Annotated in this window: 21 protein-coding genes; 8 read left to right on the plus strand and 13 right to left on the minus strand. The window is 37.6% G+C overall.

Annotated elements, in window-relative coordinates:
• Positions 1 to 25 precede the first annotated feature (25 nt).
• From C1N64_RS18230 to C1N64_RS18240, 3 genes are all read right to left on the minus strand, one after another.
• The gene (locus C1N64_RS18230; protein WP_394515061.1) at positions 26 to 1,681 is read right to left on the minus strand and encodes a patatin-like phospholipase family protein; all 1,656 of its coding nucleotides are present in this window, start codon (positions 1,679 to 1,681) and stop codon (positions 26 to 28) included.
• 139 nt (positions 1,682 to 1,820) lie between these two features.
• Complete coding sequence (locus tag C1N64_RS18235; protein ID WP_394515062.1) at positions 1,821 to 3,017, minus strand: hypothetical protein; 1,197 nt, start codon at positions 3,015 to 3,017, stop codon at positions 1,821 to 1,823.
• Positions 3,010 to 3,411, minus strand: coding sequence for a hypothetical protein (locus C1N64_RS18240; protein ID WP_394515063.1), 402 nt, complete (start codon positions 3,409 to 3,411; stop codon positions 3,010 to 3,012). The genes C1N64_RS18235 and C1N64_RS18240 overlap by 8 nt, the downstream gene beginning before the upstream one ends.
• Before the next feature lie 164 nt (positions 3,412 to 3,575).
• On the opposite strand from C1N64_RS18240, the gene C1N64_RS18245 reads away from it, so the two are divergent.
• The 4 genes from C1N64_RS18245 (at position 3,576) to C1N64_RS18260 (ending at position 6,445) form a co-directional block, all read left to right on the plus strand.
• Positions 3,576 to 4,010 (plus strand): hypothetical protein, encoded by a 435-nt coding sequence (locus tag C1N64_RS18245; protein ID WP_394515064.1) that lies wholly within the window; start codon positions 3,576 to 3,578, stop codon positions 4,008 to 4,010.
• Complete coding sequence (locus C1N64_RS18250) at positions 3,979 to 5,217, plus strand: relaxase/mobilization nuclease domain-containing protein (RefSeq protein WP_394515065.1); 1,239 nt, start codon at positions 3,979 to 3,981, stop codon at positions 5,215 to 5,217. Before C1N64_RS18245 ends, C1N64_RS18250 begins: the two co-directional genes overlap by 32 nt.
• 225 nt (positions 5,218 to 5,442) lie before the next feature.
• The gene (locus tag C1N64_RS18255) at positions 5,443 to 6,084 is read left to right on the plus strand and encodes a DUF4755 domain-containing protein (RefSeq protein WP_394515066.1); all 642 of its coding nucleotides are present in this window, start codon (positions 5,443 to 5,445) and stop codon (positions 6,082 to 6,084) included.
• Positions 6,085 to 6,112: 28 nt separating this feature from the next.
• Positions 6,113 to 6,445: a hypothetical protein gene (locus tag C1N64_RS18260; protein WP_394515067.1), complete on the plus strand. Its 333-nt coding sequence runs from the start codon at positions 6,113 to 6,115 to the stop codon at positions 6,443 to 6,445.
• A gap of 238 nt (positions 6,446 to 6,683) precedes the next feature.
• Here the strand turns inward: C1N64_RS18260 and C1N64_RS18265 are convergent, their stop codons facing one another.
• Positions 6,684 to 7,499, minus strand: coding sequence for a serine protease (locus C1N64_RS18265; RefSeq protein WP_394515068.1), 816 nt, complete (start codon positions 7,497 to 7,499; stop codon positions 6,684 to 6,686).
• Positions 7,500 to 7,560: 61 nt separating this feature from the next.
• On the opposite strand from C1N64_RS18265, the gene C1N64_RS18270 reads away from it, so the two are divergent.
• The gene (locus C1N64_RS18270) at positions 7,561 to 7,908 is read left to right on the plus strand and encodes a hypothetical protein (protein ID WP_394515069.1); all 348 of its coding nucleotides are present in this window, start codon (positions 7,561 to 7,563) and stop codon (positions 7,906 to 7,908) included.
• A 1-nt stretch (position 7,909) separates the two neighbouring features.
• Here C1N64_RS18270 and C1N64_RS18275 read toward each other — a convergent pair whose 3' ends face one another.
• Positions 7,910 to 8,698, minus strand: a complete 789-nt coding sequence (locus tag C1N64_RS18275) for a DUF4225 domain-containing protein (RefSeq protein WP_394515070.1) — start codon at positions 8,696 to 8,698, stop codon at positions 7,910 to 7,912.
• Positions 8,699 to 8,780: 82 nt separating this feature from the next.
• Here C1N64_RS18275 and C1N64_RS18280 point away from each other — a divergent pair, with 82 nt between their 5' ends.
• Positions 8,781 to 9,263, plus strand: coding sequence for an Hcp family type VI secretion system effector (locus C1N64_RS18280; protein ID WP_394515071.1), 483 nt, complete (start codon positions 8,781 to 8,783; stop codon positions 9,261 to 9,263).
• A gap of 280 nt (positions 9,264 to 9,543) precedes the next feature.
• The gene (locus C1N64_RS18285; protein ID WP_394515072.1) at positions 9,544 to 11,385 is read left to right on the plus strand and encodes a retron Ec67 family RNA-directed DNA polymerase/endonuclease; all 1,842 of its coding nucleotides are present in this window, start codon (positions 9,544 to 9,546) and stop codon (positions 11,383 to 11,385) included.
• A 62-nt stretch (positions 11,386 to 11,447) separates the two neighbouring features.
• Here C1N64_RS18285 and C1N64_RS18290 read toward each other — a convergent pair whose 3' ends face one another.
• The 8 genes from C1N64_RS18290 to C1N64_RS18325 all read right to left on the minus strand — a co-directional run bounded on the left by C1N64_RS18290 (position 11,448) and on the right by C1N64_RS18325 (position 18,288).
• Positions 11,448 to 11,870 (minus strand): hypothetical protein, encoded by a 423-nt coding sequence (locus C1N64_RS18290; RefSeq protein WP_394515073.1) that lies wholly within the window; start codon positions 11,868 to 11,870, stop codon positions 11,448 to 11,450.
• 87 nt (positions 11,871 to 11,957) lie between these two features.
• Positions 11,958 to 12,356 (minus strand): hypothetical protein, encoded by a 399-nt coding sequence (locus C1N64_RS18295; RefSeq protein ID WP_394515074.1) that lies wholly within the window; start codon positions 12,354 to 12,356, stop codon positions 11,958 to 11,960.
• On the minus strand, positions 12,337 to 13,992 hold the full coding sequence (locus tag C1N64_RS18300) for a hypothetical protein (RefSeq protein ID WP_394515075.1): 1,656 nt from the start codon (positions 13,990 to 13,992) through the stop codon (positions 12,337 to 12,339). The genes C1N64_RS18295 and C1N64_RS18300 overlap by 20 nt, the downstream gene beginning before the upstream one ends.
• Before the next feature lie 3 nt (positions 13,993 to 13,995).
• Positions 13,996 to 15,333: a tyrosine-type recombinase/integrase gene (locus tag C1N64_RS18305; RefSeq protein ID WP_394515076.1), complete on the minus strand. Its 1,338-nt coding sequence runs from the start codon at positions 15,331 to 15,333 to the stop codon at positions 13,996 to 13,998.
• Positions 15,287 to 16,363, minus strand: coding sequence for a tyrosine-type recombinase/integrase (locus tag C1N64_RS18310; RefSeq protein WP_394515077.1), 1,077 nt, complete (start codon positions 16,361 to 16,363; stop codon positions 15,287 to 15,289). The genes C1N64_RS18305 and C1N64_RS18310 overlap by 47 nt, the downstream gene beginning before the upstream one ends.
• A 443-nt stretch (positions 16,364 to 16,806) precedes the next feature.
• Positions 16,807 to 17,115, minus strand: coding sequence for a hypothetical protein (locus tag C1N64_RS18315; RefSeq protein WP_394515078.1), 309 nt, complete (start codon positions 17,113 to 17,115; stop codon positions 16,807 to 16,809).
• 4 nt (positions 17,116 to 17,119) lie between these two features.
• The gene (locus tag C1N64_RS18320) at positions 17,120 to 17,335 is read right to left on the minus strand and encodes a helix-turn-helix transcriptional regulator (protein ID WP_054687238.1); all 216 of its coding nucleotides are present in this window, start codon (positions 17,333 to 17,335) and stop codon (positions 17,120 to 17,122) included.
• A gap of 98 nt (positions 17,336 to 17,433) precedes the next feature.
• A complete protein-coding gene (locus C1N64_RS18325) occupies positions 17,434 to 18,288 on the minus strand; it encodes a DUF6387 family protein (RefSeq protein WP_394515518.1) in 855 nt (284 codons plus the stop codon).
• A gap of 917 nt (positions 18,289 to 19,205) precedes the next feature.
• Here C1N64_RS18325 and C1N64_RS18330 point away from each other — a divergent pair.
• The gene (locus C1N64_RS18330) at positions 19,206 to 21,353 is read left to right on the plus strand and encodes a TonB-dependent receptor domain-containing protein (protein WP_394515079.1); all 2,148 of its coding nucleotides are present in this window, start codon (positions 19,206 to 19,208) and stop codon (positions 21,351 to 21,353) included.
• The last annotated feature ends 87 nt before the right edge of the window (positions 21,354 to 21,440 follow it).

The following is a 21,440-nucleotide window of genomic DNA, read 5'->3' on the forward strand; positions in this document are numbered from 1 at the left end:
AACCCCCTGTATTCTGTTCAATATGTTAATGCAAACTGTCTTGAAAGATTACTTGGTGCCCATACATAGCATACCTTACAAGCGTAGTTAGCTGCTCTATAATTATACCAACACTCTCATCAATGTCAACCCCGACAAGTTTGTTATTTATAATTTTCTTTTTAATCCAACCGCATTTATTAACTGGTAAAGCGGAAGATATACACAATAAGGAAATCAAAATCTCACCATTATTGCTACTAATAGGTATACAAATTCGAGTTTGCCTATGATCGAAGCTAATAGTGGGTGCTTTTTTAAACCAAGTCGTTACACAATAATTAGTATTCTTTCTTTCATCAATACCGACAAGAGAAAAACAGTGATCAGATACTGAACCATATTTAAAGAAGTAGGGCACATTATATTTTCTTGGGTTAGCTACAATAATAGTTGCTTTGTTAAAAGAAAATATAGGTTTAGATGTCTTTGCTATTGATATAATTTCATGATCATTCGCATTAATACTTGTATAAAGCCATGCTTTTGTTGTAGCACCATAGTTTGGCAGATAGGACAAGAAAAGATCAAGTAAGTTATCATACTTGCCATATAGTAACTTTCCAACATCATGCTTATTTGTCACCTTTAAAAAATAATTAGTTATCTTGTGGTTAACAAAAAAAGCTTTTGTACTGTTATAGCCAGAATCATATAGCTTATTTAATTTATCAGTACTTAGATCAAATTTTAATGTTGTAATCCCTAATGGTACTGGAATTGGTACCGAAATCCCCCCAACCACATTTGATATTATATTATTACTTGCATCAAGACCTGCACTAAGTAAATTACTTAAGTGCGATTGAATATTGTAGCCACTCAAACTTACATTTTTTTCAGCTGTATTGATAAGGTCAAATGCGTATACGGGTAATCTTTTATGTTTTTTCTTGTGAAAAACATAAGTAGGCAAATTACAAGAAAGACCACCATCTACTAAATAATAGCTTTTATAACTTGATGGTTCAAAAAATATTGGATACGATGAAGATGCAGCCAGTGCTTGAAAAACACATGCATCAGGAGTTTCATCATACGAAAATTCAACAACTCTACCAGTTAAAACATCAGTAGCTATGACTTTCAATTCTTTTTTAGTTACCATATACAACTCTTTGAAAGTTATTGACGGAAAAAGCTTACCGTCAATAGTGAACTTTTCTTTTAAATCCACCTTTACTTCAGCAAGTTTGGCTAATAAGTAGATTAACCTTGATTTATCATAAAGCCCTCTATCATTATCAAGTTTTTTATATATATAAAATAAATCAGAGATCATTTTTCTAACTGGGACGTATGACTTCACCTTTAAGCCATAATGTATTTTTGGTAGAATCCCACGCTGAGGATTTACCATATCTATTTTTGACACATCCGTTATTATTCTTTTAACATTATGAATTTTTTGCTTAACATCTCCAGTAGCAAACTTATCGAAATCTAAATTTTTAACTTCGTCAAATATTTCTTTTCCAGAATATCCAAGAGAAGCTAAGAAAGCAATAACGGCTCCTGCAGAAGCTCCAGCATACCCAACAAATTTAATTCCTGCATTTTCTGCAGCTTCAAGAGCTCCAGCAAAAGCAAGCCCCTTAATACCGCCACCCTCAAAAACAGCGTAACACTCAATATGCTCCATATTATTCCTTTACACAGTATTCGATAAAGTAAAGCAAGGGCTAACCCACCGAAGCTTTGCTTCAATGGGTGCCCTCGCTTTCTAACTCGCATTGCTCATTAAAAAGAAAGTGTAATCATTGAGAAAAAAGCAGCTGGTTTTAACTATGTTTTTTTAAATATGAACTAAATGGGTCATTTATTTTTAAATCAAAAATCATAATTTTTATTCGGTCATCTTTAACGATATGTAACTGATTACAATGTTTCTTAGCCCTTGGGAACACTCTCCAGTTGACAATATCATCGTCAATCATAATTAAATTATCATCACTCAATGCAAGAAGTTTATTATCACTTTCTAGGTAAGTGCCACAACCTGAAGTTCTGACTTTATCAATTTTTTTATCAAGAGCATATGTAAAAGCTTTCGTTTTCAATAACTCGGTATCTTTAAAAACATCAACTCTCAAATGCTCGTCTAAGAAAAAATTATAATCACCTGAAGTCCATGAATATGCGTATTTCTTTTGCGTTTTCATTTCCTCAGGCTTCATAGAAACTATTATATTTTTAATTTCTTTTATAATATTTTTAGGCATTGGAAACTCTGACTTTAAAGCCAGGAAATACTCTTCATTAATTTCATTATTTTCTTTAAGTATATTAAATAACTTATCTTTATGATTAATGAAATCAAGATCATTAGGCTGTTGTTTAAACTTATTCACTATAACATTTTTATCAATATTATTTATCATCAAATAATTATCAATCCATTCTATATCGATAGAATCTTTATTTGAAATTTGTCGAAAGTCTTTGCCCTTGCGTGAATCTGAAAAATAACCAGCATCACATGTTAAAACGCCTTCACTTCCTGCTGCCAATGCAAGACGGTCTAGTGTATTAGGTGATATAGAGAAACATCTAGTATCAAATATTTTTTTAGGCTTACGGTCTTGAACCCCACCATCCTCATGTTTCAATTCGGTATAAAACACACCCTTTTCATGAGCGTAGTAAACTTTCTTCGAATAAATGTAAATATCAGAAGGATAAAATCCTATTGTATGCGTATTACATTTGAATGTTTTTAATTCGTCTTGTTTTAAAAATGTATCTATCGGGGTGTGTTTTTTATGAGATAAGACTCTCCCATTTTTTGAATAAGAGATAACAGACTCAGCGTTTCTTTTATCAATAAATCCATTCCTGCCGAGAATATAGTCACAAACTTCATCCCATTGATATGAAGAGATATTTAAATTAAAGTCAACTAAAAACAAAACCCCCATATAGATAAAAGAATCTATGTAATCACCTTCTATTTCAAGATTCATCGCTAAATTAAACATACCCCATCCTTTTAGCAATATTCCTTATGTATTTTTTTTTGACAATTCCACTGTTACCCCAGCTTGTCAAAATAGTGCTATCAGGAATATCTCCCTCTCTCTTTCCCGTAACAGGATAACCATGCCAAGTGGCATTATTATCGACAACAAATTTTGCAATATAAGCATTATCTAAATCAGTTTTTCCAAGCCTTTCACATGTTTCTTTGTCGACGATCCACCAGTAACATGTTGAATTACATAGATAATTATGTATTACTGAGTGTTCAAAACAAAGTAACTCATCATCAGTAGTGATAGTCCACTGTGTACAGTCTGCTTTAGCAAAATTTTGCCTATGCTTTGGGTTGATTACATACTTCAAAGAATGAATTAAATGCTCTTTTATAATCATATAACAACTTTTCCTTAAGTTATGAAAAGCACAAACCCAACTTAAAACATAAAAATTCTTAACCCTTTGGTACAAAAAGTCAACAGCTAAATATGCGATTACACACTTGACATATTTTAAAATCCATGATTTAAAAAAGCATGACGATCTGAAAAGGAGTTCATATGAATATCAAAGACTTGTATAATAATGTTGCTTTAAGTAGCAAGCGCATTAAAGGTGGAAAGTTGCTCTCAAAAAATAATATTTTGAGAACAAATTGTATTAGCGTCAGATTAAATAGTGCTGAACTTTTCACACTAAATGAACAGCGAAGAGAGTTTGCCAAGGGCGAATGGCTTCGAATGTGCTTCATGAACAATCAACCTGTTGTCGTTCCTGAGATCAACAGAGCTGCATGGAAAATGTTTGGCGAGATAAATCAAAGACTCAATGAGATTGTTAATCACCTGAACGCAAAGCAGTCGTGTAACCCTCTTACCAAGACAGAACTGTTCGCCGTAAAGCGGCAAATCAGTGAGCTTCGCTCTCGCCTCCTTACCACTGATCTTTTGAGTATCCCCTCTAATGAAGGGCATGCAGCAGATCAAACGAGGTAAGAGCTTCGCAGGTGTTGTCCTATACGCATTGAAACCCGGAACACATCATAAAACTGATCCCGTAGTCATTGGCGGGAACATGTTGGGCGCTTCAGCACATGAACTGATTACTGAGTTCAACGCTTCTGCTTCACTTCGGGCAGACGTTGCAAAACCTGTATGGCACAACTCGCTTCGCCTACCTATCGGTGAATCACTCACAGCGAAGCAATGGGTTTCATTTGCCGACGACTATATGAATCGCATGGGGTTTAGTGAGACGCACCTGCGCTGCTATGTCATACATGACGACGAGGCAGGTCAGCACATTCATATTATTGCGAGCAGAGTAGACGTTATTGGAGGGAAGCTTTATCTGGGAAGGAACGAAAACTTTGCGAGTACCCGCATAATCCAGGAACTTGAAAAAGACCATTGCCTGACAAGAACTAAAGGCCCCTCTCCTTCGCATAGCCCTTCCCCTTTCAGAGACCGCAAGAAGCTATCACGTGGCGAGCAGCAGAAGGAGAAGCGTGAATTTCAGCCAACGGCCAAGACATTCTTACAAAACACTATCGACGAGATCCTTACAAGTGCCAATGATATTCCTCGCTTCATTGAAGCACTTCGCGAACACGGCATAACGCCCTTATCAAACATTTCCTCCACGGGTCGTATGAATGGTTTCTCCTTCGAATACTCAGGTATAGCTTTCAAAGCTTCGCAACTCGGTAAAGGGTATTCGTGGGCAACACTGCAAGATAAGCTTCGCTACGAACACGAACGTGACAATCCTCTGCTCTTAACTTTGAAAGCTTCGGCTATGGGAGGTGATGAGACGAGTGATTCAGATATAGAAGCTACTAAGGTAGCTATTACACCTTCATTACCAGTTGCTTTGGAATTCGTAGGTACGCCTCCTCCTATGTATGAACATAGAGCTAGAGCGTCAGAGATAACTGAAGCTCAAACTCCCCTCAGCATTACACGTATGGCATGCGAGCAAACCAGCAGTGCTGACTACTTCATGACTAGGGTATTGAAGTGGCTACTGAGCATTCCTTACCTAGCCACTTTCACAGACCTGCTCAAAAAGGCAGGTAAGACGTTTCTCCACCAAAAATCGTCATTTTCGACAATTCATACGGTCCTCTTAGCTGAGCCTGAGTTATCTGAGCCATTAGGCAGCGGCGAAATACTGACTGAACGCACAGCAGTGCACTTTTGATAACCTCATGCCTCAACACAATTTTCAAGCTTAAGTCCTTATTTGAATAAACAATTGATCGTTTTTACAGATCGATAATCTATATATGATAACTAACACCTATCAAATGGGGATCATCGATCGGTACAAGTGATTTGCTTAAGTTTTGAACTCGTTCAAAAATGCGTCGTAAAAGCAGTTACCAATCAGCTAGTTATGAGCGACTTTAAATTAAAGGTGCATAAAATGGACACAGCGGCTTTGAATGACCAGAAAGTACGTAAACCTTCGTTCTTCCGTTCAATCCGATTCTGGATTGTTGTACTAGTGATTGTCTGGATACTGGCTGATTCAAATCCCAAGGACACAGCAGGATTTTTGTTCATGTGGACGTTACCTGCATTCTTCTTACTCCTCACCGCATATGTGTCATACACACATAAAAGAGCTAACGCCTCGACGATTGATCTGTTGAACGTCAACAATAGCGGGATCTGGAGTCATGAATTCCAAGACAGCAAAATGACCATTGATAAGAATCGTGAGTTGTTAACTCTCGAGGCAGGTAAGCGTAAAAAGGCTTACAAGTTCAGTGACGTCAAAGGCTGGAGATACCACCTGGCTAATGGAGGGGAAATCGTAGCTTTTGATTTGGTGGGTATGGCAGGGGCTAAAGGTCACAACAATCTCACTCGCCTTAAAAACTTCGAGAACTCAGGATTCTTTATCCAGGTAAGAGACATTGAATTCCCTGAATGGCAGATCAAATTTCACCCCCGTAAAGGCCGCTTCCACCATGAACGCGGGATCCGCGATACAGAAATTCAGTTGAAGCAGTGGTGTGAAATTTTTGACCAGACACTCAACAAAACCACACCAACACAATAATTATCAATATCAAATAAGGGATTGAGAAATGAATAAACTTTCAACAGTTGCAGTCCTGTCCTTGGCGGCTTTACTTACAGGCTGCGATAGCGAACCCTCGTCTTCCGAAATCCAGAAAGCTATGCAGGACAACATTGACCACACAAACCAGCAAGCCAGACAGCGGTTCGGTGAGAACAGCAAAGACATGCTCACGACTCTGAACAAAGCTGAGAAGGTTTCCTGTAAGGAATCAGAGGCCAAAGGTACATACCTCTGCAAAGTGAATACCGATATAACACTACCATTCATGGGCGAAAAGCAAACCGTAGCTGAATTCAAATTCACTAAAAACGATGGTAACTGGAAAGTGTCACCGTAATCAAACGCATTGATCTACATCATAAATTCCTATAATAACTCCGAAGTAAATATATTTTATAAAATTTATCACCAGGGAATCTATCAAAAAAAATTCCTCACACCATCATCATCATCATCATCAGTGTTATTTGAGGGGTGAGTAACATTCACTATTAATTTATAAAAAGTAATGAATGAATTTTGAACTCTACTTAAAGGTGCGAGAAAGTATAAAAATCATATTTTCCAAAATATATCTAAGTCTCGTCATTATTTAAGCATGAATTAAGATCATCCGCAAAATCAATAAAGGTAGAACCTACCAGAAAATTACCTCTTTTAGGTCGATGCTCTTTGAATATACCAATAGCTTTTAAAGATACTCCCCCATCGAATTTATTAATTATCAACTGAGCAATTACGCTCCCACTCATGCCTGCAAGCGAAGTAACGGTTTTATTAGTACTGGCACCCTCAAAACAGATGTTTTTTTCTTTGCCGTCAGCAATAAAATGAAAATAAATATCTTCGGCTTTTCTTTCATAGAAAAAGCTGTGAAAATTAATATTAAAAGGCGACAAGCCTTTCTCAGGGTGCATTTTATGTAACTTGTTAACTTTTGATGGATATCCCATAATCACAAATGAAGAGGTTTTCTCAAAAAATTCGTTATTACCTTTAGTATCAAAAAGCACGCTATTTGGTATTGCCTCCATAATTTTTTCAGGCATTGGAATAATAGCGTAATCTTGTTCATCATTAAAAAATATTTCCAGATGCTGGAACTTGAATTGTTTTCCGTCAATGGATATGAACGGTAATTCACTTTTTTGCATCTCTTTAATTACATGGGAAGCAGTAACAATACAAGGCATATGGTCACCTAATAGATAGATAAAACCGCTTCCTATCAAAAAGGCCTCTTGTTTTCGGTGAGGTTGAGTTATAAAAAAAGATACTAATGAACTCTGCCATTCCAAAGCTAATTCAGTAGTTTTGCTCTCATCAATCCACGTTGGGGAATAGTGTATAATTGAAAGATGCGGATAAATTAACTTTGAATCCTCTAACATTTCCATCTCCTTTTTCAATGACGATATAAATTTTTCTGGTAAATTATTAGCAATGTGAGTTATGATTAATATAAATCTACAATTTGGTGATAATATGAACACATTTGAAATCGAAAAAAAACTTGCTCAGCGCGGTTTCAGTGCAAAAGATATTGCAGCTTTAAGAATCCAAGCCGAAAAAAGTGGGACTACTTATCCAGCTTTGCTTAAAGAGCTTAGCATTCGTTTTATTGCTGCCTTAATACTTGTAATCATCCTGGCGATTGTATGGGTATACACCTTCATATATAAAGACAGCCTAGCAATTACTTCATACTCGATAACAATGATAATTATAGCCCCAATTTTCTACATTTTCACACCGATGAAGTTAGGCTATAAAGCATTCCAATACTCGAGAAGAAAATGATTTATTTTTTATTATCGTATATTGATTTCAGAGCCGAATAGTCATTATATATTTCTACGCCTAATTCAAAGCGGCTCATATCTTTTATACCCCTGACAAAATCGGAGTTTACATAGTAAAAAAGTCGAAATGTTTCGGGTTTTCTTATGAGCCTGAACATGCCATAGGCCGAGAGAGCAAGATCCATACTGCTGTAAGCAATTTCACCTGTTTTTTGATCGAAGCCTAAGAACTTGGCTGCTCCAATGTAACCATCTTTCAAGAATCCTTGGGCATCATTTTTTCCTGTAATAACATTCATTACCCCCTCCTGTACGCCATTCACTCCATGTAGTGTGAGCATCGCACCAAATCCAACACCTATTATATTCCCGGTTGCAGCTGAAGCGGCCATGACTCCAAACCCTGCCACCACCTGTAACCCACTCAGCACAACCCCTACACCATTGATTACATATCCCCAGAAATCACCTTGCTGAACGAACTTCACTGAAGCATGCAATGCTGCCTGACCAGTCCGAAGAAGCTGATCTTGTCTCATCAGATTACGATGTTCTTCTTTCAGATTTTGTATACATTGCAGGCATTCTTCATCTGGGGCACCTGAACGGATAGTATCCATTTGTGCATTAACAAAAATCTTCACTTCATCCTGAAACTGAATCCTGTTGTAACCATCAGACAGGTGAATCAAAGAGACGTGATTTGTCGTACTAAGTAGCTGATTTGCCTCAGCATGAGCCATAGTAAGAAAGTAATCCTTGAATCGGTCTGGTTTCCAGTAGTCCATGACTGTGCCTTTATGTCATTATACGTATCATTAAGTTTATTTAATCAGATTACCCTTCTCAGGGAAAGAAAAAGGACCAGCCATGAGCACAGATCTCTTCTTGAAAATTGATGGCATTACCGGTGAATCACAGGACAGTAATCATAAAGGCTGGATTGCTATTGAATCTTTCACATGGGGCGCTAACCAGCCAGGCAACATGTTAGTTGGAGGCGGAGGTGGTGCAGGAAAAGTTCAGTACCGCGATCTCTCGGTTCAGGCCCACATAGACAAAGCAACTCCTGCAATCATGCGCTATGTCTCTAACGGCAAGCATGTAGGCAAGGTTGAGCTTTCGGTGTGTAAGGCCGGTGGCAGCCAAATCGAGTACTGCCGTATTACCCTTGAAGACGTTCTCATCACAAATGTGATTTTTAATGGCACTACAAGTCGTGACCTGATCGGTATCTCCTATCAGTTCCAAGCATCTAAAGTCAAAACACAGTATTGGGAACAATCAGCGAGCGGCGGTAAAGGCGCAGAAACACAGTCAGGCTGGGACATTAAATCTAACAAGGAACTTTAATAGTAGAGAATTTTGGTGAAAAATGAACTTAAGATGAACATTCGATACACTATAAAGTAATAGTTAACTTGTTATTTTAAAGCGAAAAAACGATTGCACTTTTATGCATTTTTGTTAAAGTTAACTTGGTTTATGGGCAGATTTTGGGTCGCGTTTCGCGATCAGTGAAAAGAATGTCCGAAAGGATTGCCTTACAGAATATCATATTACACGGTTATCATGATTTTCTTGTCAGTTTGCGTAAGAGTGCCCATAAACCACTCCAATATGGTAATTAATCATGTCAAGACTTCAATCCTTGAAGGCTGCAACAACAAAACCCGAGCTGGCTAAAATTTTAAATGTAAAAGCCAAATCTTTAACATATATCCTTTATATTCTTAAGCCTGAAAACCAATACACTCAATTTAAAATCCCTAAAAAAAATGGTGGGGAACGAATAATAAATGCCCCAGAGAAGGCATTAAAAAAAATCCAATCATCTTTATCGAAACTACTATTAGATTGTTTAGATGAAATTATTTCAGATAAATTTCCTGACTCCGAGATCGCCAGAGAAAAAGCCAAACATTCTAAAATATTAAAAGTGAAATGTAATTCAGCAAAAATTAAGCAACCATCTTTATCACACGGCTTTGAGAGAAACCGTTCGATTATTACTAATGCAATGATGCATTTAGGAAAGAAAAACGTATTCAATATTGATCTTGAAAATTTTTTTGGAAGTTTTAACTTTGGAAGAGTTCGAGGATTTTTTATCAAGAACCAAAACTTTCAACTGACTCCTGAAATCGCTACCGTAATAGCACAAATTGCTTGTTATAATAATCACCTCCCACAAGGCAGCCCTTGTTCACCAGTAATTTCAAATTTAATCACTCATGCTTTAGACATAAAGCTTGCAAATTTCGCAAAGAAAAACTCATCTTTTTATACTCGTTATGCTGACGACATAACCTTTTCAACAAGAACTAAAGAACTACCTTTATCTATCGCCAGAAAATGTCAAGATAACAGCTACTTAGTAAGCAATGAAATTAGAAAGGAAATAAATCGCTCTGGTTTCTTGATTAATGATAAAAAAACAAGAAATCAAATTAAGGATTTCAGACAAGATGTGACAGGTTTAATAGTTAATGACAAGCCAAACACAAAAAAAGAGTACTGGAGACTCGTAAGATCTCAATGTGATCATCTGTTTAAAAATGGTGAATTCACTGAAATAATTGATGGAGAAAAAACAAAAGGAAATATTAATCGTCTCGAAGGAAAGCTTAACTTCATTGATCAAGTCGATCATTATAACAGATTGCGACAAGGCGAGAGACTCAATCCAAAATACCAATTAAAAAAAGATGCATTAAAAAACGGTGGAGCTAAGCAAAGAAAACACTTGCATAGTTCAAGAGAAAAAACCTTTAGTAAATTTCTCTTTTATCGTTTTTTTTATAGTAATAATTTACCAACTATACTTACCGAGGGACAAACAGATAACATTTACTTGAAAGCAGCAATTTATAAATTAGCTGAAAAGCTACCAAAACTGGCAATAGCTAAGACTGAAAAGAAAACCTATAAACTCTTACTAAATTTCATTAATTATAATGAGAGAACTAAATATCTTTTAGAACTTCATGGAGGTACTGACTACCTCAAGGATTTCATAAAAAATTATAATTCCCACTTCAAAAATTACAGTGCTCCTAAGCCGTCAAATCCAGTCATTATTTTTGTAGATAATGACAGCGGCCCAAAAGACTTGATAAATTATGTCACAAAAATTGAAGGTATAGATATTCATCCCAAAAGTTGCACTGATATCCGGGATTCTGCCTTCGTACACATATTCCATAATTTATATTTGGTTCTTACACCTAAATCTAAAGATGGCTCTCAAACAGATATTGAATTCTTCTTTAAAAAGGAAGATAGGCTCAGACCTTATAAAGAAAAATATTTCAATACTGTATCTGACAGAGATCCTGTAAAAGACTTAAGCAAAGAAGCATTTGCTAAAAATATTATAAATGCTTATAAACATGAAATTAACTTTAACGGTTTCACAAGAATGTTAAGACGCATTGAAAAAGTAATAGAACATTTTCATAAGATTAATCAGTGAAGATAAGTAAACTGGGGTGACTTAAGCATATTTCACCCCAAAATAAAAACTGATTAATAATTTTATATTCTTCCACTTTGTCTTTTTTTGTTTTTTTTGAACTGATATAGTTTCGAAAGAAGTTCTTTTTCATACTTGACTCGTTCCTCACGATACACCCCCTCGGCTTCCTCTTCATTGTCTATTGCATAGTGGATCAAAAAACGGAAAAAAAAAGTGATTTCATGTTCATACCCCAGCGTATTAATGACCCGCTGTGAACTCCCCTTAAGCGCGTTTGAAAGCATTGAGATAATAGTGAAGCGATCAATCAAATGATCATTAGCTTGTGTGAGATAGTATTTAATGTAGTAGCCAACGCAGAAGAGCCAGATATAGCGCACAATCTTGTCTTGCTGAAACCCTGACTTCTTGAGTCGTTCAATAAAAAGTTGTAAAAGAAGAAGCAGTTTCTCTTCTTTCGACAGAACAGTAAAATTATTCATAGTTGCATCCTTGCAAAATTGTCTTCCTGACCTGTTAATAAATATCATAAAATCAAACCTAGTCAATAGGTGTAAGCTATCAGAATATTATTTTCTCAACCTCACCGGTAATTCTTCTTCAAGAAGAGAAATGGATATATTGTGACGATAGGCGTTCTCGAGCATTTTTCTTATTTTGAGTAATAAATTAGTGTTTTCATGGGCTAAAGACTTATTGTCGCTCTCAAGCCTCTTAATTCTTTCTGCTGCAAGAGTAAGACTACCAGGAACCTTGAGATCCTGCTTAGGCAAAGAGATAGACCTTTTTCTTTTCTTATAAGCTATAGCTATCTCAGTATGCTTACACAAAGCTTGGCGGGTTGGTATTTTTCCCAAATGTGGCTTACATGCTGTGCACAATAAATTCCAGGAAAACTCCTTCTTTTTCCAATTATCAATGATTGATACTATCTTTTTAATGTCGTGTTCATGAAACTTTTTTGTCATTTTTTATCACTCCTCTTAATTTTTGTTTAAGGTAACTACTCAATACTGTGATTTTTTTTCTAATTTCTTTTTGTTGGTCAGAGCTTAAAGATTCAATACCTTTCAAAAGGTAAGATACCTTACCCTTAATATCATTTTGTGTATTACTATTAGAAGGATCTTCGACCTTGGCTGACGAACTATGATTTATATTATTTAATAATTCACGTGATAGATCTGCTAACTCATCATGAGAAACATGATTATAATTATCGTTATGGTGAATATTTTTCCTACCTGACCATAAAGCAATTTCCACCTCAGAGAGAGTCGTTCTTTGAGCCATTGTATTAATCAGATGTCTGATTTGGTGGCTATTAAATTTGATCTCTCCTGGAAAAGAATTTAAAAATCTATTTCTATAGAAAATGTTCATTCGCGGGTTATTTCTTGTTAATGTTATATTAAACTCTGCAAAGAAGTAACTGCTTTTTACTTTTTCAACTGTGAATATATCGGTGTTTTTTAAAGAGTTTAGTTGGTATTTATTTACAATCATCAACTTGTTCCTCCATGAAGGCGATGCTTTTTTATTGCCGCCTTTTTCGGATCTATTTTTTCTATACAGATAATTCCAAAAGTGAGAGCAACTAATCACATTATTTTTAATTTCCTGAAGGAATGCTTTATTCTCTAAGTTCATTTTTGATTTTTTTATGTCAAAACCTAAATTATAAAGATCTTGATTAGTAATAATTTCGAACTTACTTTTATTGAGTTTTTTATAAAATGCTTTTTCACCTTTCTCAATAATGGAGCAGACAGCTCGAGCATTAGTACTAACTTCTTTAATGCGGTGGATTGCTTCTTTAGCAACCGGAAACATGCAGTCTGGGAGCCATTTCATATTAAACCCAAATCCTTTTTCTGAGTAGAACCTGAGACAAGGCCTTTCAATTTCCTCTGAATCATTCAATACAACAAGGCAGTCTTCATTAAGTTCCATGATTTCATTGATTCGTGAGGGGGCACACAATAACAAAGCAAAAATAGAGCTTGTATAAATATCACGAAGACCTTGTGGTTTAGATTTGAATAAACTCCCCATAAAACTAATGACTCTTGGGTCAGGAAGTTTATCGTTTAAACCATTTTCCTCTTCTGCAATTGTTTTATTCTGACTATTACTTTCAGTCAGAGGGTAAGTCCAATTCAATATATGATCTTCAATCATTTCATTTCTTACTAGAAAATTACAAACATGTTTAATATTGAAGTAGATCTCATTGACCTTTCCTAGTGAATATTGGTTATAAGCAAGCTCCATTGCCTTATCCAAAACCCTTGAGTTTAAATTGCTTATCTTATAGCCACTGCTTAAATTCGACATGGTTACTTCTAAAATTTTGAAAGCACGAAGAATTGAAATGCACTTATTGATGTTATTTAAACCCACTTTAACTAGATAAGCCTTAATAAAATCTGACATATATTCAGATAATGGTTGCTTCATGTTACGTGAATTCCAGCTATATTTGTAGAATGTCATTCCATTATCCCATTTAAGATCTTCCCATTTAACTCCATTACTCAGCGAAGCCTGACACTTAGATTCCTGAATGAATTTTTTTATTTGCAACTCGTATAAATCACTCATGACTTATTCTCCATAACTTTTGACTAGATTAAATATTTCTGACATTTTTTTTGAAATCATTCGTTCAATTTCGATTAGTTCATGTGTATCAGCAAAGTTTTTTTTAATTTCTCTTATGGTTTCTTCAAGTGCATATATCTCTGCAGAAATTGTTATTGGTTCAACAAACAAATTAGCTATCGGAATCATTACTGAATTCATAATGGCATTAATTTTCGCCCCAGTATTAGCATTATTATGAACATAAGAACGAACCGATTTCGAGGACGTATGATCTAAAGCTTTTGCAATTGCTGCGGCACAAAAGCCTTTCTCAGCAGCCTTTGTACCCAATGTGTATCTGAATCTTCTTGAATTTATGTAGCCAAAGTCTATTGAAGAATTAGTAATTGATTTATTGACAGTCCATTTGATTCTACTTGCAAACTGACGAGATGTTATTACCAGATCTCCATTTTTTAAGCTATCTACAGTGACCATTTTAGTTTTAAAAGGAGCAGTGCTTATAAAAACCGGTAATTCCTGAGTTTGATTGTAGCTCAACTTAATATTTAATGTGCTCTCTACTAGTTCAACCACCGCATTAGACAAAAATCTAAGATGACGATATAAACCTTCAGGAATTTCTAATTTAGTAAAAGTCTGTCGATAGGTGTTTTTTTGCTTGATTTGAGGAACATTTATAAAATATTTTCCATGTAGTGAAACAACATCTTGGATTTGTATTAAGTTGATTTGAAATGGCCTTCTTCCTGAGTATATCAGGAGGGTTAACATGATGTAGTTTGAAACAGTTATTTGTTGTTGCTGAAAAGCTAACGTACTCAGCCTGATTATTTCATTTAACTGCTTATCGCTAAATGGACCTTTATCATAATCGTGAGTATTTACGTTCTTCTTAGCGTCAGGTTTTTTTACTCTTACATTTTGTATTAGCTCTTTCACACTGTTGTCTAATAAATCGGGAAATTGGGAGTTTAACTTAAGAAGAAAATACTTCATGGTTTCTGAATGAGTATAGTTATCATATTCAAAACGATTAAAATAATTTGCAAATTCTCCGTAGCTAAATTCTACAACCCCCCCTTTAACTTCTTTCTGGTAATGCTTTATAGCGAAGAACATTTTTCTAACATAGCTTACGCTATGCTTTTTTAAGCAATACGCAAAAGTAGATTTTATAAGCATCAAGAATTTGTCTATGCCTATAAGCTGGTTGAAGTTAATCTTTATCCCGTAATCTAAGCTCCATATTGAATCAGAAAAACAAACTTTCTTTTTTCCGTTCACAGTTTCAAAATCCGAATATTGATTTTCTGTTTTTTGTATTATTTTGTGCATGTTTTTTCGGTTCCTTTTCAAGAAAGCTAGTAGCGTTCATAAATTGCATTATCTTATATGACTCATTTATGAGATAACGTTGTGTATATACTTCAGACGTTTTACTTCTCCTGCTCCAACCCATTAGATAATTTCTGACTTTTTCATACATTTCGTAGTTAGCTGGGTTAGCTAATTGGTATACATGCTCTGAGTAATTCACGTTCCAGGTATGCCGTAGCGAATGCGCAACAAAATTCTTTAACAAAGCTTCATTCATCCTAATAATATTGAATATTTTTTGGTAGCCAGAAATAGTTAATGGACTCCCCATAACAAAGTTAGAACTATGTGTTACCATCAGATAATTATGTCCTTTGGATAGTTTTTGATTACTCCTCTCCTTATCTATATAAATTTTTATTCTTTCACAAAGTGCCTTAGTCAAAGGTATCTTACGTTCAGCAGTTTTAACTAATGGTTGCCTTAACCTTGTGTCTTCTTTATCGTCGGGCCTTCTGATTATATGAAGTTCCTTTTTATTATATTTAAAGTCATCAGTTTTTAAATTAAGTAGCTCACCACCTCTTATGCCTGTCTCTAATAAAATACTTATTATCACTTCGTTTCTGAATTTTACACAGTCTTTAAAGGGATTGTACTCACTGTCAATTTTGATCAATTCCTTTAGTGCTTTAATCTGATCTTTATTTAATGACTTATTCTCAAGCTCTGAGTATGACTTTCTTACCTTAATGTTTGGCCTTACATATTCAAAGTTACGTGAAATTAGTTCTGCATCTTTATTGTTGCTCCCTATAACATTTAAGAAAAACCATACTAGGTATTTTTCTATGACGCTTAACTTATAGTGAAGAGAGCATTCTGATATGATTCGTTCTTCTTTAATTTTTGTTACTTTTGCTTCTTTATGTTTAGATGAAAAATGAATCATTGTGTCATATGCTAATCTACCCTCTAATAACCTTTCTTTATTAACTTTGCTATCAAGAGTTATACCTTTGTCATTTAGATATTTTGCATATGACATTAGCACTCCTGTAATTGATTCAATTGTTGAGTATGAATAGTTTTTGGTACGAGACAATACAGCCACATATAAATTCTCATATACTAACGGCAGGCCATTACTTGCATTTACTATCATACAAGTACGAACACCATTATCATTCCTTAGCCTTTTTAATTTTAATACACAGTCCATTTACACCCTCTATTTACATTTTATTATTGAGTGGTACTAAATAAATCATATAAAAAAGCTATTTACAAAAATATATTTTCTATAAGTGTAAGAATGTTTTGCCGCTGGGGTTTGCAGCCCGAAAATTTTAATAACCCTCTAGAGGGTTATTAAAATCCTTTAGTTTTACTTTAAAAATTTAACTCTTTAATAAATAAAGTTATTTACTAAGTTTGTAAATAAAACTGTTAACAGCAAGCTGTTAACTTGTAAACATGTTTACAAATCAATCAGGATTTATTAGATAGTTTAAATGTAATAAACTTAAGAATCAGATTTTCCATGTCGTCTCTTTCCTTAAGTAAACAAATCCAAGTTTCATATACTCTCAGTTTCTCCGAGTCATTAAATGTTTCAGCAATACGGAATGAAACATATGAATTCCCTAATAAGTACATATTTAAAAGATTAACTACTGCACGATTAAAATCGTCATCTGATAAATTTTCAATTATTGATAAATCAAACCTTCTTTCAATCTCTTCAAAGTCTAAATTTTCAAAATAACCATTCCCCATAATAAAATCTGAAATATTCATATTGTTACCCTTCTAATTTAGTGAATGAGCGTGATTTACTGATCATTTCCTGAAGAAAATCTTCGATTTCGCTTTCAATAAATGCCACCGCACGAGAGCCAATTTTGATAGGTTGAGGAAACTGCTTTTGATTAATCAACTCATAGATCCAGGAACGACTGAAGCCGGTTCTCTCAATCACAATAGGTAAACGGATTAGTTTCGTATTATGTCGGTTCATGGTGCTCTCCTCGATTGGTTTCAATGAGAGCAACTGTAACGAAGACAAGAAGGCACGAGTTAGTGTGGTCCCTGACAGCAGGACCACTGAAGACTGGGTCAGTTGGAATCCGAGAGTTTCATGACGTCCGAAACTCTCATATTTTTAAGGTGGGGGTTTCGATTTATGAAGAAGTTGAATTGGCGAACGAAATCAATCGTTGCTGCTTTCATAGCCAGTGGTCTATCAGCGTCTTTGATATGGTAGCTAAGACGGATAACTGCCTCATCGTCTTCATCTGTGTACAGCAGTCTGGAAAGCCGATCGTCTGAAACGCGCAAGTCATATACCTTTGTCCATAAAAGAACGTCGAGCATTGCTATGAGACGATAAGAGATAACCTTCTTGATTGTGCCGTAGCCGAAGCGCACTGCCCCCGACTCGTCAGCTTCAATCCCCTTCACGCGTCTCCATTGCGGTAGAGCTGATTTGATAGACTCTGCAATTTCATCATCTGTACCACTGGCAAGGTCGATTTCTAAAAGGATGGTGCTTTCACATATCGCTGACATTACCGTAGATACATATGCTTCATGGTGGGGAAGGTTTACGCAGTACTCGTCACTACCTTGCTCCCAGGAGAACAGATTTACCCGGAGACCAGTTACACTGAGTTGAGCAAGGCGGCTTATGTCTGTAATGAAGATATGTGGTGGGCTTTGAAGAGTTTGATCATCTTGCATGTAGTTAAGCTGTTCGGGCTCGAAGAGGAAAGGCTTCCCATTGAAGATCTGTCTCATATAACCACCGAGGCCGATCTTTTCTTCTTCACTAGGCCATGGCTTAAAAAGAAGGGCTCTTGCCCATAACTCATGATAGAGACAGTTAAGCGTGGTCTCTTCGAACTTTCTATAGTTTGAAATGTTCAGCCAAGCTTTGACTGCTCTTGTATCCTCAGTAGACCAATTTTTCACCACTTCGCTCCTAGCCATATTCTTGAACCATAATCATTACTGAGATTACGACCTCAGGCTATAGCCATATGCATAACTGCTTCATACGACATGTTCAATGCTGTACCCTTAACGACTATCTTATAAAAAGATGTAAAATATTTAATTCAGACTTATAAATAACATTCATTATATTTTTTGGTTCCTTTTTAGAGCCTTTATATAATTTTAAAATAAATAATCTTTATTCTTATTAAATAAATAACAGCTCAATTACAGAGACGCCAGCGCACAAGCCTGCGGGCTTTTTTGTTCCCTCCTGTGCCTTTGAAACCCGCATTCAAAACTTACCGGTTCCAGAAAAGCATGGTCATTTATTGCAGGTATCCGATATTGACTGACTTAATGGCCCATGCGTCATGGTAGACCTCAATGCATTACGGGAAAACCATTATTCATTTAAATAACGCTATTATGCTAAGCCAGCTTATTTCACAAAACAGAATCAAATATTTCACATAATCAGACTTATTATTGATCCAAGTCATTTTTCGCAACCTCTTAACAATTATATAAATTAACAAGAACATCTTTTACCTTTCGTAAATATCATCCCAAACGTAAAAAAAGCTAATATTAAAAAGAAACTTACAGGCAGGGAATTATTCAGAAATCCAATCAGCAAAAGAAGAAACTCTTCGTCTTAAATCTTTATATATCAAAGGCCTGTCTTACATAAAAAGCAACTACCCTTTCCCGCTTCCAGATCATTCCCGCCGATCCTGAATCATTAAAATTCCCACGCAATTACCCTGCGCATTTATTTCACCGCCAACTGATAATGATTATTGATTTGATTCCCATTTATATATCACCTTATGCTGTTTATCAGCCCGTAAATATCTTCAGGACAAACAACCGTTAAAGGATTAACCGTTATGACGTCGTTAACCCCTCTCGCCCGTCGTATCAAAACCAGTCTGTTCATTCCCGTTTTTGGCATAGCTTCACCTGCGTTTGCTGAGCCGGAGATCACTGATCCCAATGAAGAGGTGATGGTGGTGACGGCTTCAGCTGTCGAACAGCGTCTGAAAGATGCTCCGGCATCAATTTCCGTGATTACCGCACAGCAACTGGCACAGGACGTTGGTAAATCGGCCACGGATCTTGCGGATGTGCTGGAACGTGTCGCGGGCGTATCCAAAGCCATCGGAACAGATGTGGGCTCCGGTATTCAACTGCGCGGTATGCCAGCGGCGTATACGCTGTTGCTGGTTGATGGCAAACGCATGAGCTCCAGCAACGGCATCAAAAGCACGCAGCAAAACTATTTCGACGATATCAACTGGATCCCCGTTGATGCCATTGAACGTATCGAAGTGGTGCGGGGACCGATGTCCGCGCTCTATGGCTCGGATGCGATGGGCGGCGTGGTGAATATCATCACGAAGAAAAACAGTGATGTCTGGCACGGTACCTTAACCGCAGGCACGCGCCAGCCGCAGGACGATAAGCGGGGAAGTACCCAGACCTGGACAGGTAGCGTTGGCGGCCCACTGGGGAAAGGATTTGACCTGCGTCTGAATGGTTCGTGGAATAAGCGCCAGGCGGATAAAAGCGACACCGGCGCACTGCGCTGGGGAAGCGGTCAGGAGGGACGCAAGAATGAAAATTACGGTGCCGAACTGGGCTGGGATATTACCCGCCAGCATCGGCTGACGATCTCTACGCAGCAGGGAACCGAAGAAGGTCTTCCCGGCGTCGCCAGTAACGGCAGTGAAATTAATCTGCGCGGGGCCAGTAAGCTTGAGCGTGAAAACTATGCGCTGGATTACCGCGGCATTTTTGCATTTGGCACGGCGAAGCTAAGCGCTTATCAGAATAAATTTAAAAACTGGGTGTCGGACGTACCGGTTATCGCCAACGGCGCGGTGACGGGCAGCGAGGACAGCACGTTGTGGAATAAAGAATCCATTATTGAAGGCGATCTCAACCTGCCCTTCGAACTCGGTTTGCCCCAAAACCTGACCGTGGGCGCGCAATGGAAAAAAGAAGAGCTGCATAACCCGCGCTCGCTGGGCGTGACAGCCGACGCGGCCGATACCTTTGGTAAACATACTGGCGAAGCGAAAAGCACCGGCATCTTCATCGAAAACCAGATTGACCTGCGGGACGATCTGGCCCTGACGCTGGGCCTGCGCCGGGATAATACCGATTACGGCAACCGGACCACGCCGCGCGCCTATCTTGTCTGGCAAGCCACGGATGCTCTGACGTTGAAAGGCGGCTATTCCGAAGGCTTTAAGGCGCCCAGCGTTCGTCAGGCCAGCAAAGGCTTTATCGAAACCTCCCGCGGTGCCGGCTGTAACGGCTATGCCGATTACCAGGGCGGGAGCTGTTATACCCTGGGGAATGACGCGCTGAAGCCTGAATTGTCGCAGAACTGGGAAGTGGGCGCCCTGTACGATTATGCGGGATGGGGCGTGGGCTTAACCTTCTTTGACAGCCGCTTTCAGGACAAAATTGCTTCCGCGCCGGTGGGCTATATCCCGGGCGATGCGTCCGGTAGCTACTGGCTGAAGCGCGTCAATCTGGATACCGCCCGCACGCAGGGCGTGGAAGGCAGCCTGACGGTGCCTCTGATTACGGAAGAGAAAGGCCCCTGGCTGAAAAGCCTGACCCTGAATAACACTTTTACGCGCATGATCAAAGCGGAAGACACACTGGGCGTCATGTTGGTGACCACACCAAAACTCGCCACCTGGTCCTCGCTGGACTGGCAGGTCAATGAGGCGATCAGTCTGTCGATGACCGCCAAATACTACGGAAAAATGCTGGGGCTGAATAACCGCGCGGATCAGGCCGCACGCGGCAATACCGCAACTACACGTATTCGCCAGGCCTATATGATTTATGGCCTGTCCGGGCAGTACCGGGCGACCAGGCATCTGAAATTCAACATGGGCGTCGATAACCTTTTCGATAAAAATCCGGTGTCCGCGCAACCCTCAGCCGGTACCACCAGCGGCAATAACTATTACGTTCCCGGACGAACGCTGTACGCCTCCGTGACGGCTTCGTTCTGATAACACTGAGGGTCCGCTCGCCCTGCTGAACATACCACGTACCCAAGGCGGAAAGCGGATGGTCAGCCCGACAACCGGGCACACTTT

It is taken from the genome of Pantoea sp. SGAir0215 (assembly GCF_043543215.1).

Coding starts and splice junctions, on each gene's coding strand:
- C1N64_RS18310 (WP_394515077.1), bottom strand. CDS start 16,363: ATGTCATATGCAAAATATCTAAATGACAAAGGTATAACTCTTGATAGC.
- C1N64_RS18295 (WP_394515074.1), bottom strand. CDS start 12,356: ATGACAAAAAAGTTTCATGAACACGACATTAAAAAGATAGTATCAATC.
- C1N64_RS18245 (WP_394515064.1), top strand. CDS start 3,576: ATGAATATCAAAGACTTGTATAATAATGTTGCTTTAAGTAGCAAGCGC.
- C1N64_RS18315 (WP_394515078.1), bottom strand. CDS start 17,115: ATGAATATTTCAGATTTTATTATGGGGAATGGTTATTTTGAAAATTTA.
- C1N64_RS18320 (WP_054687238.1), bottom strand. CDS start 17,335: ATGAACCGACATAATACGAAACTAATCCGTTTACCTATTGTGATTGAG.
- C1N64_RS18270 (WP_394515069.1), top strand. CDS start 7,561: ATGATTAATATAAATCTACAATTTGGTGATAATATGAACACATTTGAA.
- C1N64_RS18235 (WP_394515062.1), bottom strand. CDS start 3,017: ATGTTTAATTTAGCGATGAATCTTGAAATAGAAGGTGATTACATAGAT.
- C1N64_RS18305 (WP_394515076.1), bottom strand. CDS start 15,333: ATGCACAAAATAATACAAAAAACAGAAAATCAATATTCGGATTTTGAA.
- C1N64_RS18330 (WP_394515079.1), top strand. CDS start 19,206: ATGACGTCGTTAACCCCTCTCGCCCGTCGTATCAAAACCAGTCTGTTC.
- C1N64_RS18265 (WP_394515068.1), bottom strand. CDS start 7,499: ATGTTAGAGGATTCAAAGTTAATTTATCCGCATCTTTCAATTATACAC.
- C1N64_RS18280 (WP_394515071.1), top strand. CDS start 8,781: ATGAGCACAGATCTCTTCTTGAAAATTGATGGCATTACCGGTGAATCA.
- C1N64_RS18290 (WP_394515073.1), bottom strand. CDS start 11,870: ATGAATAATTTTACTGTTCTGTCGAAAGAAGAGAAACTGCTTCTTCTT.
- C1N64_RS18230 (WP_394515061.1), bottom strand. CDS start 1,681: ATGGAGCATATTGAGTGTTACGCTGTTTTTGAGGGTGGCGGTATTAAG.
- C1N64_RS18275 (WP_394515070.1), bottom strand. CDS start 8,698: ATGGACTACTGGAAACCAGACCGATTCAAGGATTACTTTCTTACTATG.
- C1N64_RS18285 (WP_394515072.1), top strand. CDS start 9,544: ATGTCAAGACTTCAATCCTTGAAGGCTGCAACAACAAAACCCGAGCTG.
- C1N64_RS18260 (WP_394515067.1), top strand. CDS start 6,113: ATGAATAAACTTTCAACAGTTGCAGTCCTGTCCTTGGCGGCTTTACTT.
- C1N64_RS18240 (WP_394515063.1), bottom strand. CDS start 3,411: ATGATTATAAAAGAGCATTTAATTCATTCTTTGAAGTATGTAATCAAC.
- C1N64_RS18250 (WP_394515065.1), top strand. CDS start 3,979: ATGAAGGGCATGCAGCAGATCAAACGAGGTAAGAGCTTCGCAGGTGTT.
- C1N64_RS18300 (WP_394515075.1), bottom strand. CDS start 13,992: ATGAGTGATTTATACGAGTTGCAAATAAAAAAATTCATTCAGGAATCT.
- C1N64_RS18255 (WP_394515066.1), top strand. CDS start 5,443: ATGGACACAGCGGCTTTGAATGACCAGAAAGTACGTAAACCTTCGTTC.